20 protein-coding genes are annotated in these 16,065 nt (G+C 45.1%); 4 read left to right on the top strand and 16 right to left on the bottom strand.

What is annotated here, in order from left to right; translation table 11 throughout:
- The 6 genes from ftsL to COP04_RS08555 all read right to left on the bottom strand — a co-directional run bounded on the left by ftsL (window position 1) and on the right by COP04_RS08555 (window position 3,717).
- Window positions 1-363 (bottom strand): cell division protein FtsL, encoded by a 363-nt coding sequence (gene ftsL / locus COP04_RS08580; protein ID WP_100487591.1) that lies wholly within the window; start codon window positions 361-363, stop codon window positions 1-3.
- A complete protein-coding gene (gene rsmH, locus COP04_RS08575; protein WP_100487590.1) occupies window positions 360-1,313 on the bottom strand; it encodes a 16S rRNA (cytosine(1402)-N(4))-methyltransferase RsmH in 954 nt (317 codons plus the stop codon). The genes ftsL and rsmH overlap by 4 nt, the downstream gene beginning before the upstream one ends.
- A 70-nt stretch (window positions 1,314-1,383) precedes the next feature.
- Entirely contained in the window at window positions 1,384-1,815 is a 432-nt protein-coding gene (gene mraZ, locus COP04_RS08570; RefSeq protein ID WP_100487589.1) for a division/cell wall cluster transcriptional repressor MraZ, read from the bottom strand.
- A gap of 288 nt (window positions 1,816-2,103) precedes the next feature.
- Window positions 2,104-2,673 (bottom strand): hypothetical protein, encoded by a 570-nt coding sequence (locus tag COP04_RS20470; protein ID WP_100487588.1) that lies wholly within the window; start codon window positions 2,671-2,673, stop codon window positions 2,104-2,106.
- Window positions 2,674-3,004: 331 nt separating this feature from the next.
- Window positions 3,005-3,178 (bottom strand): 50S ribosomal protein L32, encoded by a 174-nt coding sequence (rpmF, locus tag COP04_RS08560; protein WP_100487587.1) that lies wholly within the window; start codon window positions 3,176-3,178, stop codon window positions 3,005-3,007.
- A 23-nt stretch (window positions 3,179-3,201) separates the two neighbouring features.
- Entirely contained in the window at window positions 3,202-3,717 is a 516-nt protein-coding gene (locus tag COP04_RS08555; RefSeq protein WP_100487586.1) for a YceD family protein, read from the bottom strand.
- A 187-nt stretch (window positions 3,718-3,904) separates the two neighbouring features.
- Between COP04_RS08555 and COP04_RS08550 the strand changes: the two genes are divergently transcribed.
- The gene (locus COP04_RS08550) at window positions 3,905-5,155 is read left to right on the top strand and encodes a nucleotidyltransferase (RefSeq protein ID WP_100487585.1); all 1,251 of its coding nucleotides are present in this window, start codon (window positions 3,905-3,907) and stop codon (window positions 5,153-5,155) included.
- Between the two features lie 22 nt (window positions 5,156-5,177).
- Here the strand turns inward: COP04_RS08550 and COP04_RS08545 are convergent, their stop codons facing one another.
- On the bottom strand, window positions 5,178-6,200 hold the full coding sequence (locus COP04_RS08545) for a SepM family pheromone-processing serine protease (protein ID WP_239984811.1): 1,023 nt from the start codon (window positions 6,198-6,200) through the stop codon (window positions 5,178-5,180).
- Between the two features lie 185 nt (window positions 6,201-6,385).
- Between COP04_RS08545 and ylbJ the strand changes: the two genes are divergently transcribed.
- A complete protein-coding gene (gene ylbJ / locus COP04_RS08540) occupies window positions 6,386-7,585 on the top strand; it encodes a sporulation integral membrane protein YlbJ (protein ID WP_100487584.1) in 1,200 nt (399 codons plus the stop codon).
- Here the strand turns inward: ylbJ and coaD are convergent.
- From coaD to COP04_RS08500, 8 genes are all read right to left on the bottom strand, one after another.
- Window positions 7,580-8,080 (bottom strand): pantetheine-phosphate adenylyltransferase, encoded by a 501-nt coding sequence (gene coaD, locus COP04_RS08535; protein WP_100487583.1) that lies wholly within the window; start codon window positions 8,078-8,080, stop codon window positions 7,580-7,582. The two genes, ylbJ and coaD, sit on opposite strands and share 6 nt — an antisense overlap.
- Entirely contained in the window at window positions 8,077-8,661 is a 585-nt protein-coding gene (gene rsmD / locus COP04_RS08530) for a 16S rRNA (guanine(966)-N(2))-methyltransferase RsmD (RefSeq protein WP_100487582.1), read from the bottom strand. The genes coaD and rsmD overlap by 4 nt, the downstream gene beginning before the upstream one ends.
- Before the next feature lie 268 nt (window positions 8,662-8,929).
- Window positions 8,930-9,202 carry a YlbG family protein gene (locus tag COP04_RS08525; protein ID WP_100487581.1) on the bottom strand — a complete coding sequence of 91 codons (273 nt, stop codon included), beginning with the start codon at window positions 9,200-9,202 and terminating at the stop codon, window positions 8,930-8,932.
- A 44-nt stretch (window positions 9,203-9,246) separates the two neighbouring features.
- Window positions 9,247-9,687 carry a YlbF/YmcA family competence regulator gene (locus tag COP04_RS08520; protein WP_100487580.1) on the bottom strand — a complete coding sequence of 147 codons (441 nt, stop codon included), beginning with the start codon at window positions 9,685-9,687 and terminating at the stop codon, window positions 9,247-9,249.
- Window positions 9,688-9,926: 239 nt separating this feature from the next.
- Entirely contained in the window at window positions 9,927-10,187 is a 261-nt protein-coding gene (locus COP04_RS08515) for a YlbE-like family protein (protein WP_100487579.1), read from the bottom strand.
- Between the two features lie 5 nt (window positions 10,188-10,192).
- Entirely contained in the window at window positions 10,193-10,645 is a 453-nt protein-coding gene (gene ylbD / locus COP04_RS08510; protein WP_100487578.1) for a spore coat protein YlbD, read from the bottom strand.
- A 122-nt stretch (window positions 10,646-10,767) separates the two neighbouring features.
- The gene (locus tag COP04_RS08505) at window positions 10,768-11,826 is read right to left on the bottom strand and encodes a CAP domain-containing protein (protein ID WP_239984810.1); all 1,059 of its coding nucleotides are present in this window, start codon (window positions 11,824-11,826) and stop codon (window positions 10,768-10,770) included.
- A gap of 153 nt (window positions 11,827-11,979) precedes the next feature.
- On the bottom strand, window positions 11,980-12,516 hold the full coding sequence (locus tag COP04_RS08500) for a hypothetical protein (RefSeq protein WP_100487577.1): 537 nt from the start codon (window positions 12,514-12,516) through the stop codon (window positions 11,980-11,982).
- A gap of 1,023 nt (window positions 12,517-13,539) precedes the next feature.
- Between COP04_RS08500 and COP04_RS08495 the strand changes: the two genes are divergently transcribed.
- Window positions 13,540-13,965 (top strand): DUF3139 domain-containing protein, encoded by a 426-nt coding sequence (locus COP04_RS08495; RefSeq protein ID WP_100487576.1) that lies wholly within the window; start codon window positions 13,540-13,542, stop codon window positions 13,963-13,965.
- 648 nt (window positions 13,966-14,613) lie between these two features.
- On the top strand, window positions 14,614-14,931 hold the full coding sequence (locus COP04_RS08490; RefSeq protein WP_100487575.1) for a hypothetical protein: 318 nt from the start codon (window positions 14,614-14,616) through the stop codon (window positions 14,929-14,931).
- A 27-nt stretch (window positions 14,932-14,958) separates the two neighbouring features.
- On the opposite strand, the gene cyoE is transcribed toward COP04_RS08490, so the two are convergent.
- Window positions 14,959-15,894 (bottom strand): heme o synthase, encoded by a 936-nt coding sequence (gene cyoE / locus COP04_RS08485; protein ID WP_239984809.1) that lies wholly within the window; start codon window positions 15,892-15,894, stop codon window positions 14,959-14,961.
- Window positions 15,895-16,065 lie beyond the last annotated feature (171 nt).

Genomic DNA, 16,065 nt, shown 5'->3' with positions numbered 1-16,065 from the left:
TTATGGAAGAACCTTGATGTTGTTAATATCCAGTTTAAGCCCGAGCTGTTTCTCCGCGAAATTGACAATCCGGTCAGGTGAACTCAGACTGTCGGCGTCCGCCTTAAGCTGTTGGGTTATTTTTGACTGATTACCCAGCTTGTCCTGCAGCGTCTGAATATCCTGAGAAGTCAAATACAGCCTGGTTTGATTCGTAATCATCAATGCAGCAAGGAGAAAAACGGCGACACCGGCAAGCGTCCAAAGCAATTTCTCCCCCTTGGTGATATGCCGGGTCGTAACTGAGGGATCCTTTACATATTGGCGTCTCGGTTCAGCAAATTCTGATTCAGGTAAGTTAAAAGCGCGCTGCGTTTGACTCATATTTTCTCCTCCTTGACTGCTCTTATTTTCTCTGCAATTCTCAATTTTGCCGATCGGGCACGGCGATTGCTCTCCACTTCAGAGGCTGAGGGTGTGACCGGCTTTCTGGATACGCGCCTGAGGACAGGTTCATCATCTTCGGGAAGCTGAGGAAGCCCAGGAGGTAATTCCGGTAGTTCGCTATATTTTTTAAAAAACTGTTTGCACAGCCTGTCTTCCAGTGACTGAAAGGTAATTACTGAAATCCGGCCCCCAACCTTCAACAACCCAAGCGACTGACGTAAAGCATCATCCAGACTGCCAAGTTCATCATTAACGGCTATCCTGAGCGCCTGAAACACCCGTTTGGCCGGGTGCCCGCCTGTTCGCCGGGCAGGTGCAGGAATAGCTTCTTTGATTATTTCAACGAGCTCTTCAGTGGTTGAAATGCGACGTGAGGAACGCTGCCGTTCAATCATTCTGGCAATTTGTTTTGAGAAACGTTCCTCTCCATACATAAAAAAAATATGAACCAGTTTCTCATATGGCCATTCATTCACGATTTCTTCTGCAGTCCGGGACTGCTCCCTGTCCATGCGCATATCCAGTGGACCATTTTGCTGATAACTGAATCCCCTGTCCGCATGATCGAACTGCGGTGATGAAACACCAAGATCAAAAAGGATTCCGTCTACCTGAGTGACGTTTCTTTCACTGAGGTTGTCTCTTATTGTACGAAAATTTGCTTTGATAAAAGTAATTTTCTCAGAATAAGGTTCAAGCCGTTTCTCCGCGGCTTTTAACGCTTCCTGATCCTGATCAAAGGCGTACAAACGTCCGGTTCCCAGCCTCTTGACGATTTCTTCACTGTGTCCGCCACCGCCTAAAGTGCAATCAACGTAAAGCCCGTCCGGTTTAATGTTCAGCCCGGCCACAGCCTCTTCCTTTAAGACAGTAGTGTGTTCAAACATTGACTCATCATTCTCCTTGCGTCCGGTCCTAACTTGCGATGTAAGGCGAGAACCTTGAGGCATTCTCAATTTATGAATCCGTGTCTAGCAGGCTCTCTGAAATATCGCTGAAGGACGCCTCGGATTCTTCAAAATATTGATGCCAGGCGTTGCTGTCCCAAATTTCCAGCCGTGTTGAGACTCCAATCACAACGCAATCTTTATCAATTCCGGCGTATTCTCTCAGACCGTTCCCGATGGAAACCCGCCCTTGTTTATCCAGCTCACAGACACTGGCTCCTGAAAAGAATAAACGGGTAAACGCTCTTGCATCTTTTCTTGTGAACGGGAGAGCTTTCAGCCTCTCTTCAATGTGCTGCCACTCAGACATCGGATAGACAAACAGGCATTGCTCAAGACCGCGCGTCACGACAAACGATTCTCCGAGTTCTTCCCTGAACTTTGCAGGTATGATCAGGCGTCCCTTTATGTCTATGCTATGATTGAATTCTCCCATAAACATAAATGAGCGCCTCCTCTTGGTCTTACTTTACCACAATCCTCCACTTTTCACCACACAATATTAAATATTCTCGATTTTACAAATAGGTCCTCCCCTTAAATGTCTCATTATAAAGAAAACTTGGCTTAAATCCTTTAGATTTTTATTTTTTTTTAAAGTGTAAATAAAACTTGCCGATTAGCAAGCCAACAGATGTGGACGGAGATATAGTTGTGACGGCATAAAAAAGAAGCCATCAGCATGGCTTCTCCCTCGAATGAATAGCAACGGTCGTTTTATTGTGATAGCTCATTCGGAAGTAACGGACAGTCCATCAGTTTCCGTCGAAATATTTCTTCTAGCCTGATCAATCATTTTTATGACGCCAAGAAGATCGGCATAGTTCTTTCTCAAAGTCTTATTCTCCAGTTCCAGCTTCCTGCAGGATTGAGTGAGTTCGCTGTTTTCAGCCTGTACTTGCTGGAGGAGCTGCCCTGTCGGGTTCTGTGAAAACTGACCCGGCTGCTCATCTTTTAATCGGTTAAGAAAAAGGATCATCTGGTCAAGCACGGAGTCTGATATTAGACGATGGTCTGGATCCGTAGCGATCTCTTCACTGGAAACACTCTGTAGATCCTTTTGCCGTCCTTTTTTCAATCCTTTTCTTTGCGCTTTGGCTTCAGTCAGTTCCTTACTATATTGCTTGCGTACAGCCGAATTCCAGCGAAATCCGCAAGCTGCAGATGTCCGCGACAACAAAACGGCTGCCTCCGCAAACCCGGCTAATTGCGTACTTCCCCCGCTGATGTGCCTGAGAATTGTTTCCGCCAACTTGCAATCCTCGGCATGTGACCAGGCATCTTGTCGAATAGATGGCATGTCTGCTCCCTCTTTTCTTTTATAGTGGATGTGTGAACGATTGCTCCTTCCCATCAATATGCAGATGATAGGATCAATAGAATAATCACGTTCCACTTTTAGAGAAGGGATTGCTTCAGTAAATCATGGACGCGATCCGGTGAATCTTTTGCAGTTAATGGCTTTACTGCAGTTAAACGCTGGTTAAAATCCCGTCAAAATGATTCTATCGATACTTTCAACAATAACTGCTATGCCGTGCTTTCAAACATTTTAACTTCCTTGACCATAAAATAGACAAAAAGGGCATAAAAAAAAGAGAAGCTTCCGCTTCCCATCTGAACAGACCAAATTATTTTTCTACGATTGTTTCACCCTTGTATGAGCCGCAATTCGGACATACACGATGTGCTAATTTATATTCACCGCAGTTATCACATTTCACCATGCCCGGAACGGCCAGTTTGAAATGTGTACGCCGCTTGTTCTTGCGAGTAGTCGATGTTCTTCTCTTAGGTACTGCCACGGTTCACACCTCCTCAAATCTATTTAATCGTTAAAAAACTTCTTCAGTTTCTCCAACCTTGGATCAATCTGCCGTGCTGCCATTTCATCCGTTACCAGCTCCCAGCCATTTCCGGATAACTTTTCGGTCCTGACCCTCTCGCTGACAACGCGCATTGGTTTTTCAACCAGAATAGCTTCAACAAGAGAAGGAACAAGGTCAATCTGCTCATCTTCAATTTCATGAACAAATTCCCCTTTCTCAAGATCCGAATCTTCCGTGCCGTTCAGCAAAAAAGTTTCTGAAGTACTGATAGCAAAAGGATAGTCGACATCTTCCAATGAAATTGCGCAAGGCAACACCATTATTCCACTGATCTGCAGATGAAATGTCAGCGACCGTTTTGAAAATTCAACAACGCCCTTTACATCAACAGGCGACAAATTTCTCACTTCAGGATCCGCTCGAAACAATTCCAGAGGCAATACGACTTCTTCGTGAAAACCAAATCCCTCCTGCCTGTGCTGAAGCAGTTCGGGAACTGACCATGATAAAGACATAATTAACCACCTCTAGACAACAAATGTTATTATAATCTCTGCCCTGCGGAATGTCAATCAGTGCCGACCCCCTGTAATAAGGTTAACACAGCGATTCACGCAAAGGCAATTTCTTATTTCCGAAAAAATATGATAAAATGTGCGCAGCTAATACTATATGATCCTCACAGGGAAAGGAAACTGCAGCATGCTGATTGCCGGAGTCGTTACTGAATATAATCCGCTTCACAACGGTCATTTATACCAACTGGATCAAATTCGTCATACACTCTCGCCTGACTTGATCATTGCGACCATGAGCGGTGATTTCGTGCAGCGGGGAGAACCGTCGCTTGTTTCAAAATGGGACAGGGTTTGTATGGCTCTCCGTGCCGGAGTAGATCTCGTCATCGAACTGCCTTACATTTTTGCGGTTGGCAAAGCCGATATATTTGCCGGCGGCGCCGTTTCTGTCCTTGATCAGATCGGCGTCTCCCACCTGGTTTTCGGAAGCGAAGCCGGCCGAATTGCTCCGTTCACAAAGACCCTGCATCTAATTGAAAGCAAACAGCTTGAATACCGCCGTGAATTAATGGACGCCCTGAAACAAGGCATCAGCTATCCGAACGCCCACGCTGCTGCATACCACCACCTGGCTGCCATGTCACAGACCGCTGATTTAGTCGATCTGACCCAGCCGAACAATATCCTCGGTTATCAGTACATCCGTGCCATATGGAATCGCGGGAGCCATATCGAGCCCATAACAATCCAGCGCAAAGAATCAGGGCATAATGATTCTTTTTTTACAGAAAACAGTCCGATTGCAAGTGCGAGCAGCATTCGTGACCATTTACTTACCAATAAAGAATGGGATGAAGCTGCTGATAAGATACCCTCCTTCACTCGCTCATTGCTGAAAACAGTAAAAGAGCATCAAGATTTTGCAAATTGGGAAACGTTTTTCCCGTTTCTGAAATTCAGGTTGCTCTCATCGACCCCGGATCAGCTCGCGGAGATTTATGAAGCTGAAGAAGGCATTGAACACCGCTTGCTCGCCTGTATTGGCCGTGCACAAAATTTTCATGATTTTATCTCCGCAGTTAAAACAAAACGTTATACTTGGTCGCGGCTGCAGCGCCTCTGTGTGCACGTCCTGACAAGTACAGGAAAAAGCGAAGCAAGGGGGCAGGCTGCATCCGGAGAAGCAAGTTATTTGCGGCTGCTCGGGATGAACCGGAAGGGTCAGAAATACCTGGCCATGAAACGAAAAGAACTGCAGATTCCCCTGATTTCCAAGATCAGGCAGCATCGGTTACCGGCACTTGATCTCGATGTAAAGGCAGCAACGCTCTACGATTATTTATCTGGAAGATCAGCTGATCAAACGGCCGAAACCAGCCACCCGCCAGTCCGTTATGACGAAGAAAAAGGACAGTTTCTCGATGCAAATCAATAATGCATGAGAAATCGTCCTTTTCTTATTTCAATAAATAGTTTTTTGCATCATTGAACGTGCGGACAGGAACGATCTTCATATGCGATCCGATTGCTTTCGCTGTTTCCCGAGCCGTGTCATATTCGTGATCGGCAACTGGCGCAAAGAAAATTTTCACTCCAGATTTATTGGCTCCTACGATTTTGTCCGCAATGCCGCCGATTGGTCCAACGGTTCCATCCAGCTCGATCGTACCGGTTCCGGCTATGTTGCGCCCCTTTGCTAAATCCTGACGGGTGAGCTGATCATAAATATCAAGCGTCATCATCAGGCCAGCGGAAGGTCCACCGATATTTGTTATATTGAACTGGACAGGCGGCTTCACATCCACCTTGAACTGATCGCTCTGATAAATGCCGATGCCCTGGCTTTTACTACTCCCGGCGATACTTTTGGGGAACCTGGCTATCTGGACATTGACTTTTTCCATATGTTTATTTCGAACAATCGTCAGATCAAAATGATCACCCAGTTTCTTCTTCCTCAAGAGCCCTTCCATCTCATTGGTCGAAGAAATTTTGTGATTTCCCACACCGACAATCAGATCTCCGGATTTCAAAACTTTCGCATTGGGCATAGCGGATATAGTATCAAGCACCAGCACACCCTGTTGAAGCAGTTTCGGCTTCTTTCCCGCCGCTTTGTATGCGATATAAGCTGCGCTTTGCTGCGCTTCGGTCATATAATTTTCCTGACGCAGATTATAAGCCTTGTCATCTTCATTCGGCAGTTTAACCGCATTTTCATTAACCAGAGTCGTGTACTTGTTTCCGCCCAACTTTGCCCAGAGATACTCATAAACATTGGCCTGTCCAAGGTATATATATACCAGGCTATAATCTCCGTTCACGGGATAACCGCCGCGGACTTTCACCATCTGAGTCATCGACTGGGCCTTGCCGGGGCTCTGGATAAAATACGGCAGCCTGATCACATAACATGCAGCAAGGGCCAGCACCATAATAATAACAAATAACTGTAGAAAAATTCTTTTTTGACGCTGCAATGGCGTTTCCCCCCGGTACATTATCCATTCATAAAATCAGATTACTACAGTCTCGGATTAAATACACCATTGTGGAATAATATCCGTTTTTGTACTGATCTTCTGGTCTATCTCTGCCTGCTGTCCCGTATATTGTGACAGGGACAAGTCATTCACCGAGAATTGCTCAATCAAAGGAGAAACCTATGAACCGCTCAAAGATAACAACTTACTTGCTTGCCGCAGGCTCAGCCGGAACCGTATTTCTGATGATCCGCTATCCTGTGGCGGCTGCCACAGCTTCTTATCAGGGCCTCGAGCTATGGTGGGAAAAAGTATTCCCGGCCCTTTTTCCTTTTTTTGTTCTTTCAGAGCTTATGATCGGTTTCGGTGTTGTCACCTTAGCCGGAGCACTTATGGAACCCGTAATGCGGCCATTATTCCGAGTGCCTGGAATCGGCGGTTTTGTCTTTGTGATGGGGCTTTTTTCCGGTTTTCCCGCCGGAGCCCGCATGACTGCGAAACTTTACCAAGAGAAAAAACTGACAAAAGATGAAGCTGAACGGCTGTCCAGTTTTACCAATTTCAGCAATCCGCTTTTCCTTTTTAACGTCACCGCTGTCCAGTTTTTCCATCAGGCTTCACTGGGCATTGTATTCGCACTCGCTCATTACATCGGGAACATCGGGGTCGGGCTTGTGATGCGCTTCTACCACCGGAACATTAAGAGTGACTATGAATCTTCCCGTTTTGCTTCAGTATTAGCAAAAGCTTTCCGCAGCATGCATGAAGACCGAATGCGTCGCTACAAACCGTTTGGAAGAATGCTGGGAGACGCAGTAATTGCTTCTGTGCAGACACTTCTCGTCATTGGCGGTTTTATCGCTCTGTTCTCAATGATCTACCAGCTGCTGGTACAGACCGGCCTGATCAGGTTGCTGAGCAGCGGGTTGACAGTATTGATTAAATTGTGCGGATTTACCCCTTCACTTGGCCCTGCATCTCTTCCGGGTGTCTTTGAACTGACGATTGGGACACACGAAATCGGCGCTGCTTCCGCCCCACTCCAGGAACGTGTCATCTTTGCGAGTGGCCTGCTCGGATTCTGCGGATTCTCTATTCAGGCCCAGGCAGTCAGCATTCTATCACAAGCCGGGATCAGTGCCCGGCCTTTTCTAATCGGAAGGCTATTCCACGCCTTATTTTCAAGTTGCGCCGCATGGATCCTTTACGGGATACTCCGTGTCACCAGCCGGCTGGACACGAATACCGCATTTGCAGCCAGCAAGGGACTGGGATCGGTGACAGATAAAGTGATGCAGGACGGTCCGATGATTACCGCTTTTGTCCTGCTTATTTTCGCTTGCATCCTGCTCCGCAGAACAATGGTAAAGCATGATTTATAGGCCGTGGCCGCCAGCAGAATATTTTTGCTTGATTGCCTGCTCGACAGCTTCCGGAACAAGGTCGTGGACAGATCCCCCGTATTTTGCGACTTCTTTAACCATACTTGAACTTAAAAAAGAAAAGCGATTGCTGGTCATCATAAAACAAGTCTCAATTTCCGGATTGAGGCTCTTATTGATTGACGCGATCTGAAGTTCGTACTCAAAATCAGAAATAGCCCTCAGTCCGCGAAGAACAATTTTAACATTTTTTTTATGTACGTAATCCATAAGCAGCCCGTCAAATGAATCGACGCTCACGGAACCCAGGCCTTCTGTTGCAGTTTTAAGCAGCGAGACACGCTCGTTCACCGTGAAGAGCGGATCTTTTCTCGAATTATTTAACACAGCAACAATGATGTGATCGAAAACGGACAGGCCCCTGCGGATAATATCAAGATGCCCATAGGTAACCGGGTCAAAGCTTCCCGGATAAACAGCAATTTTCTCACTCACGATAGCACACTTCCCTGGTTTTCATGCTGAAAGCAGTATATTGAAACAGCGGTTTTTCCTTGATAGGTTCGGTATTTCCAGCGCACCATGCCCGGCTCGAAAGAATCCGGCAGCTTAGCCGTATCCTCATGTTCAGCTACAATAATTGCTTGATTCGAAAGCATCCGCTTCTCCAGCATGGTCATAATGTCGCCTTCCAGATGCTGTTTGGCATAGGGCGGATCCAGAAATACATAGTCAAAAATTTCCCCGCGTTTGGCAAGTTGTTCAAGTGCGCTCCCTGCATCACGATGCAGAATGTCGCATCGGTCTTTGCAACCGCAATGGCGTGCGTTTTCTTCCATTACCTTGCAGGCTGCTCCTGCTTTGTCAACAAATACAGCATATTCTGCTCCTCGGCTTAAGGCTTCGAGCCCAAGCCCGCCGCTTCCTCCGTACAGATCAAGCACCTTACCGCCTTGAAAATAAGGGCCAATCATATTGAAAATGGTCTCTTTTACTTTATCTGTAGTCGGACGCGTTAGACGACTGGCCACAGATTTCAGCTGTCTTCCCTTGTTTTCACCGGCAATCACTCTCACAGACTTTCCATCCTCTCACAAACAACGTCGAAAAAATGTATAGAATCACAGAAACGAGTGAATAATAGCATCTGGCAACATCCTTTGAGATGTTGGCCCAACCGCGGATACTTACGTTTCCCCATAAGTTTTCCGCCGGTTTCTCCTCTCCCATTGTCTTGCATCAATTGATGCGTGAAGACGGCCCGCAGTCTTTTCTGCGGGTTTTTTTATACTATAAGAAAGTATAAAATTTTAGCGGATTAGTTATCTTTTCGAACAGGCTCTATTAGTTAAAAACTTCGTCCTTTACTTCTCTTTCCGATTTTCCCTTTTCATAAGTTGTCCGTACCTCCTGAAGATGAGACAGTTCCACGTGTTTCACAAATTTCAGCTTTTCCAATTGGCTGACAACGGATTCTGTTGTTTCATGTTCACAATACATCACAGCGTATTTCATTCTTTTTGAAACATAGTGTACATAGCCATAGCGTCTCAATACGCGCAGATATTTAGTATTGTAGAGCCAAATGATCAGCCCGTCTCTCTTTTTTAATGGCATTGCCATTTAACCACCTTTGTCCAATTCTGTTTTTCAGAATACGTTCAGACATGACACTTGCATTTTCCACCGCCGCCGCAGCCGGAGCTGCAGGCGCGATCAAAGAACGGATCTCCTGTCGGGACTTTGATTGACTGGGAAACCGCACAGGCAAACTGCAAGCTGACCTGCCCCAATAAATCATTCAGTTCTTTTTCCGCATTTTTATAAGCGGCAATAAGCGGATTCATATCCACAGTCCGCTTAGTATCCATCATTTGACGGATGACCGATTTATAATCCGGATGATAGCGGCCGAACCGCTGCACCTCATTATACTTTTCCCTGACCGCCTGAAATTGCCCGATCAGTATCTGTGCTGCTTTATTGCTTGCAACCGCCTCTCGGCAGGATATATATCTTTCATAGAGTTCAGAGTGCAACACCATTGACGCCAGCTGATCCGTTTCGTCGAGGAGTGAAACACTTTCAATTGTTGCTATCATTTTACCACCTCCAACTTAAATAAAATATACAACAAATGAATAGAAAGTTCCATTCATGTGGCAGCTAAGCCATTAGGGCCATGAAAACCCGGCGAAGCTCAACCTCTATTGAGGATGAGCCTGGTTGTAACAGCCATAGATAGGCTTTTATGCCGAACATGCCACAGGACGTGGCGTCCTGCCCGGCTTCGGCCCTTTTTGCCTTCCTTTTTGAACGGACTCTTATAGTGTAAAAAGGCTCACGGTTCCGTCTTATTTTCGCTTCCGCCCGATGTCATCTCCTGTGCCATGCCCATCAGCATAGACAACAGGCCGGCCCTCTGATTCAAACGATCAAGTTTTTGGCCGAAAGTTCGCCCATAGAAAAGATCTGCAGCCGGTTTGAGCCGGTTCAGTTCCCAAGGCGCCCTGCTAAGCCGGCGATACCATTCTGGATGCAGACGCACAAAAAGTTTCTCTTCCACTCGTCCGTCGAGGTAAGCTTGTACTTCATCCCTCATCGGTTTCAATCCTTTCGAAAGAAAAATGGACGCTGCTCATCCGTATGACCAGACATTTGCGATGCTGCAGGCTGGTCAGACGAATTCTCACTATTTCCGTCTTCTGCAGATCCATTCTGGCCGCCGGTCTGCCTGAATTGACCGATCAGTGATTGAATACCTGAGAGTGCGCCGCTCAGCGTATCAAGTCTCTCCTGCCATTGTTTGGTGTCTATATTATCAACAGTTTTAAGGATCTTTTTCCAGGAAAAAGGTGGATTGGCATTCTTCTCAGTCTTTTTTTCAGGATTGACTCCGTACGTTTTCCAAATATCATTCGACTCACCGAATATCACCCAGTCATCAAAAACATTGCTCCATTTTATACCATGTTCCCTGACATAGGTCACAATTTCCGGATTCTTGCGTAAAAACGCTTTAAAATGCCTTAAGGCAGCATTCGTTTTTTCTTCAGCCAATTTGCAGGTGCACTCCTTTCCATTGGATTCACAGAGATATCTTCAGACAATCTTCTCCGCGAATCCCGCCTGTAATTATCATAGTCAATGGAAAAGAAGATGTGCGCCCAATTTATCCGGTTTTAAGGTCCCATTGGCTGCACAAAATCCTGCGTATAATAATTCTGGTATGAACCGACACCCAGCTCGGAAAAGTCTGCGTTCAGCAAGTTCTTCCGATGGTCAATACTGTTCAGCCAGCCAATCGTTACAGCTGCCGCATCCGGATATCTTGCAGCAATGTTCTCACCCGCAACAAGAAAAGTGATTTTCTCTTTCTCAAGCCGTGTTTTCAGATCACCCGACCACTTGGAATCATGAGAAAAGTAATTTTTTATTTTCATTTCTCTACTATGCAGAAAAGCCGCCTGATGTGCGGAAGCACTCCAAGCAAGAGGAGCTTTTTTGAATCGAATCCGAAGAAGATTGCTCATATCGAAAATTTCCATATCTTCAGCGTCATCGACCGCCTGCCATTCCTTATCAGACAACGCAGGCTCCTGCGGCAGTGTCCCTTCATAGGCCATCGAATAAGGGCGCTGCAGGGCAAGAACATCTGGCGACATATAGCGGATCGCCATCAGCCTGCCGGTAACATGATCAAAGTTCAACTGGACCCAGCTTGTGCCAAATTTGACGAGCGGCCTCACTGTCATGTCTTCTCCGCTCAGTTCAAAATCTATTTTTGTTCCTCGATCGGTCATCGAAACTATATGGGATGGCGGCATTTTTTTAAAAATTGCCCGGGATTGTTCGCCGATTTCGAAAGGGGCAGTTTGCAGTTTATTGCCGAGCACATAGATGGTCGTCACACGATGCGTTCTCGTGTCAATCCCGATCTGCAGATAACTTGACGTATTGCGCCCGTATATAAACCAGCGATAGCCATATTCGGTTTCATCAATCCGATCAGGTTTTCCGAAAGCCTTCAGAATCTGGGTCTCGTCTTTTCCCATAAATGTGTGGATTCCTGTCCTTGGGACACTGAACAAGGGACGGGTTTCAGAAGCGCCCTGCAATGCCGGTTGCTGATTATTCGTTATTCCGCTTCCTGTTTCCGGAAAATTAAGCTGATTCGTAAGAAAAGTTCCTGTGAAAATAAGGACCGCAATGGAGAAAATGATTATATTTATTTTTCGCACTATCAATTTCCCCCTGAGCCCCTTTTTTACATTTCTATTATATCAATCTCTGGGTCGTTTAGGTATTGTGGATCATGCGCCCGTTAAGCGGCCCACAGTCACCGAGTAAAAATCGCTGCCGAAATCGGGGATAAATGAATCGCAGGCACAGAATCATGTTCTCGAGGCATATAAAATGACCCAGTATTCGCCTGATAGTCCCCTGGCATGCCCGGTTCCAAGATAATGAATAGACTGGGAACCAATTAGCAGACGAACATCATCCGTGCGCCACCATGATGATCCAGGAAATTGTCGGCCTGGTACACCATGGACAACGATTGTATGGATACTCATTCGAGTACGGCCGCATTCTGCCAGTACACGTTCGATTTTTGTTGCATCTATTTTACTGATTTTCCCGGAAGCAAGATCCCTTGCTTCGAATCGTGAAAAACGAAAAAGATCCCAATCCAAGCTGAGTGGATCAGTATGATTCTTTTTCCTCTGACTGTTTATTTGTTCAGCAAGCATTTTTTCAGAGTGCATCACGGGTGAAAAATGATGAGATTCTCCCGATAAACGCTGCGAAGTTCCTTCAGCAACAGCAATTTTTTCAAAATCAGCCTGCGTTCCTACTGTGAAAACAGCGATTAGCATTAGAAGGGTATACAAAAAGCGAATCGGTTTATGGCAGATTAATTGTTTCATCAGCTTATCCTATCCTCCTCCTCGTTCCTGTTCCCATTCTCACCAAAATACAAACGGACTAAACACCGGTCAGAATATACGTTCCAAGAACCCCTTTGTTTCCTGTTCCAGCTGCGTATTCAGTTTTGGGTTAAGAAAAGCTTCGTCGTCTGTGGCTGCGCAAACAATCGGCAAGGATTTAACTCTCCCTTTTTATGGACAGGCTTACGTTCTATTCTATTGCCGAAAACTACTAAATATGCTGAAAGTGGTCAAGCAAGAACACTTGGTAGATGGTATTTCTAATAGGACTAAAAGAGCGGATGAGGCCATAAGCAAAGCTATAGAACATCTGAATGTGCAAAAGAAGAGATTGGCAGACCATTCGAGTACCGGGACAAGTTAGACGAACTGATTGCAAAGCAGACTGAGCTTAACTTGCGTTGGCATTTAAGGGCATTCCAGATGTTGAGGAGCGAGCATCTGATCATCCGGAACAGAAACAGAGGAGGCCCATAAAGGGGGCGTTAAAACCACCCTAAGAAAACGGGGGATTAAGATAATAATTTGAGGGGGGGCAGCTATCACTGCAAACAAGGGTTTCTGGATCCCGTGCTCGATCCGTACTGAACAGAATTTCCTGTCGCCCGCACAGCTTAACGAGAAAAGGGGTATCCTTTTTTATTCATAGAGAACTTTTCACTCTCAAGTTTATTCTTTTGTCGACAGCGTTTGACAAGATAAATATTTGAAAAAGCGTAGTATAAAGCTGGTCATTATGCATTAACTCACTTTTATTCGTCGACTGGGAATGTGAATTATAAAAATATCATTCTTGCTTATGCCATTAACTCTAATCTATATCAATTAAGTCCGACTTACTGCTCAAAATTAGTATATCAAGCTTTCTATTTCGGAACTGGCAAATATAATGTTGTCATCCCCATGCATGGCTTTGTAGGGCCTTATGCATTGCCGGATGTTTTTATGTATAGTCATTTTTTAGAGAAAGTGTGCAATTAAAACAAGAGTAAGGAGATTTCTATGAATAAAAACCGGTTACTTATTATTACGTTAATAGCCTTGATCATAATAATTCTAGGGTGCCTTGGATATTATTCATATCGGCAACAGAAACGAGAAGTAGCGTGGTCAACAATAAATCACTATATAACAAAGCAAGGAATAGCCAAGAAAGATATTGAGGTCTCTTCCTTTGGAACAGAAAATGACGGTCAATACCACCGGTTCATTTATGTTAAGGAAGAAAAACCTAATATAGCCTATGAGTACATTTATAAATCTGACATTAATCAAGTATATTTTAGTGCTGAATATGTTGATCGAAAGTCAATTTTGCAACACGAATGGGGAGGGACTGAATTACTAAGTTCTGAAATGAGAACGATTAAGTTTCACCCACTAAAAAATAGTTATGGTTATGGTTCTAAGTACGATATTAATCCCTAAACTTCACGGTTAGGAGTCTTTCCTAGAAGGCGGCCTCAATATAAAAATCGAGAGGATTTTATCTCCTCTCGATTTTTATGTTTATGTTGGTTTTTTCACAAAAAAAAAAAAAAACGTCTCTCTTTTATAATATGCAAATGACCAGTCCACATTATTCAGAGGCGTTTCTTTTGATACTCTTTAGAAAATATACCATGAACCAACTTATTCTACCAATGGATTCCAGTGACAAGCTTTTTTCGATGCCGCTACTTTTGCTTTTCTGAGACATCAATCTTCCCCTTACCGCAATGCGGTTGATACCCAAGATGGCGGGGTGAGTAAAGCGACTTTTCCTTTCATACCACGACACGCCAGCCGTATGGTAAAGATGAACCCATGTCCTATCTCTGTCAGGATCTGCTCTGGGGTCAGGGGGCTGTATCAATCACGAACTGCGCTTTGTATTGATTAACATGTGCGTGCAGAAGGAATACTGGTCAGCACGGATCAAACACGAGCTCCGAAAACCATTGTTCGTCTTTATGCCTAGTACTTTACCATCGAAACCACCTTTCGGACAATGAAGCAGACCCTAGGAGCCTTCACTTATCACTTTGGGAGTCAATCCATGCCAAAGCTAAAGCGCTCTGTGGCGAACCCCAAGCGTTGGATCAGGTGATCAATCCGGGCGACCAGAATCCTACAAACCGTGAACGCCATGGAAAGCTACAAGATGTGCAGTTGTATCACGAGGGGTCTCTTCCAGATGATGGCTTTACGCTGCTCGAAGAAGGTGCCTTGACTGTTTTCTCGTTATTTGCACACACCATCAAAGGGAATCATCTCAGAAGCGACCGTTATGGCCTATTTACGCCGTTCGTTTTTTTGCCTGTTGCCCAAAACCCGCGTTTAACCCTAACGCAAATAATTCGAGAAAAGCAGGAAACACCTGTACCAGACAAGAAATTAATGGTTTCTTTGTGACTTAGAAATTATGACTGTCGAGTTGTTTTAGATAAATGTTGCAAGAATCATCAACATGAAGAGTAAAGTCAGATAGTTCAGCGAGATCACAAACATGATTCTGGCCCATTTGACGATATTTTTTGTAAACAAACCAAAAACCGCATAGGCGAGCCATCCTGTTCCAAGGACAAGTGCAGCAGCGGTATAAAATGTCCCCAACGAATAAAGCAGCAGAGAAGCCGGAACAAGAACTGCCACATAAACAATCATCTGCCGCTGTGTGATTGAAAATCCGGCAACGACCGGCAGCATCGGTATGCCGGCACGTCGGTATTCTTCTACACGCTTGATTGCCAGTGCAAGAAAATGGGGCGGCTGCCAGATAAACATAATCAAAAACAGAATCCATGGGATGGGTGAGTTCAGAGAAGGATCAACAGCTGCCCAACCGATCAGCGGCGGAACTGCGCCTGCCAGGCTGCCAATGATCGTATTGATTGAATGCGTGCGTTTCAGCCACATGGTGTAGACCAATACATAGACAAGCAGACCGGCAAATCCGAAAAAAGCGGCAGTGGGCGAAGCAGCAAGCAGGAAAGCAAGGCCTGTGAGTGACAGGATGACGCCCAACTTCAGAACGTTTTTCGGTTCAATTTTTCCCGTTGCGGAAGGACGTCCCTGCGTCCGCTTCATCAGGGGGTCGATATCGCGATCAATATAATTATTTAGAGAACAGCCCCCTGCAATCACTAGGGCCGTCCCTGCGAGAACAAAGATGACCGGAGCCGCAAAAGCTAAAATAGACTGACCGGTAAAAAATAACGCCAGCCACAAACCCGTGAACGCAGTAATCAAGTTTGAATTAACGATGCCAATTTTTACAGTTGTCAAAACATCTTTAAAGAGGCCCTGAGTTTCCTGAGATTCAAGATCCACAGCTGCCCTTTCAAAAGGCTCATTAGATGTAATGGATTTATTCACCGCGGTAACCTTCCTTCTAAGAACGGTAATGACCTGGGGTTCCGTCATAAAGTATATGCCGGACGGACAATTCATTTGGTATTAAAAAATCATTTCTCAAATCCATAATGACGTGCCATACGGACATCCTGAATTTCAAAACAAAGTCAATTAACATATATTTATTATATA

Origin of the sequence: Sporolactobacillus pectinivorans (genome assembly GCF_002802965.1) — a bacterium.
Classification (GTDB): Bacteria; Bacillota; Bacilli; order Bacillales; family Sporolactobacillaceae; genus Sporolactobacillus; species Sporolactobacillus pectinivorans.
The sequence above is the reverse complement of the archived record's forward strand: the minus strand, read 5'-3'. Positions and strand labels throughout refer to the sequence as shown.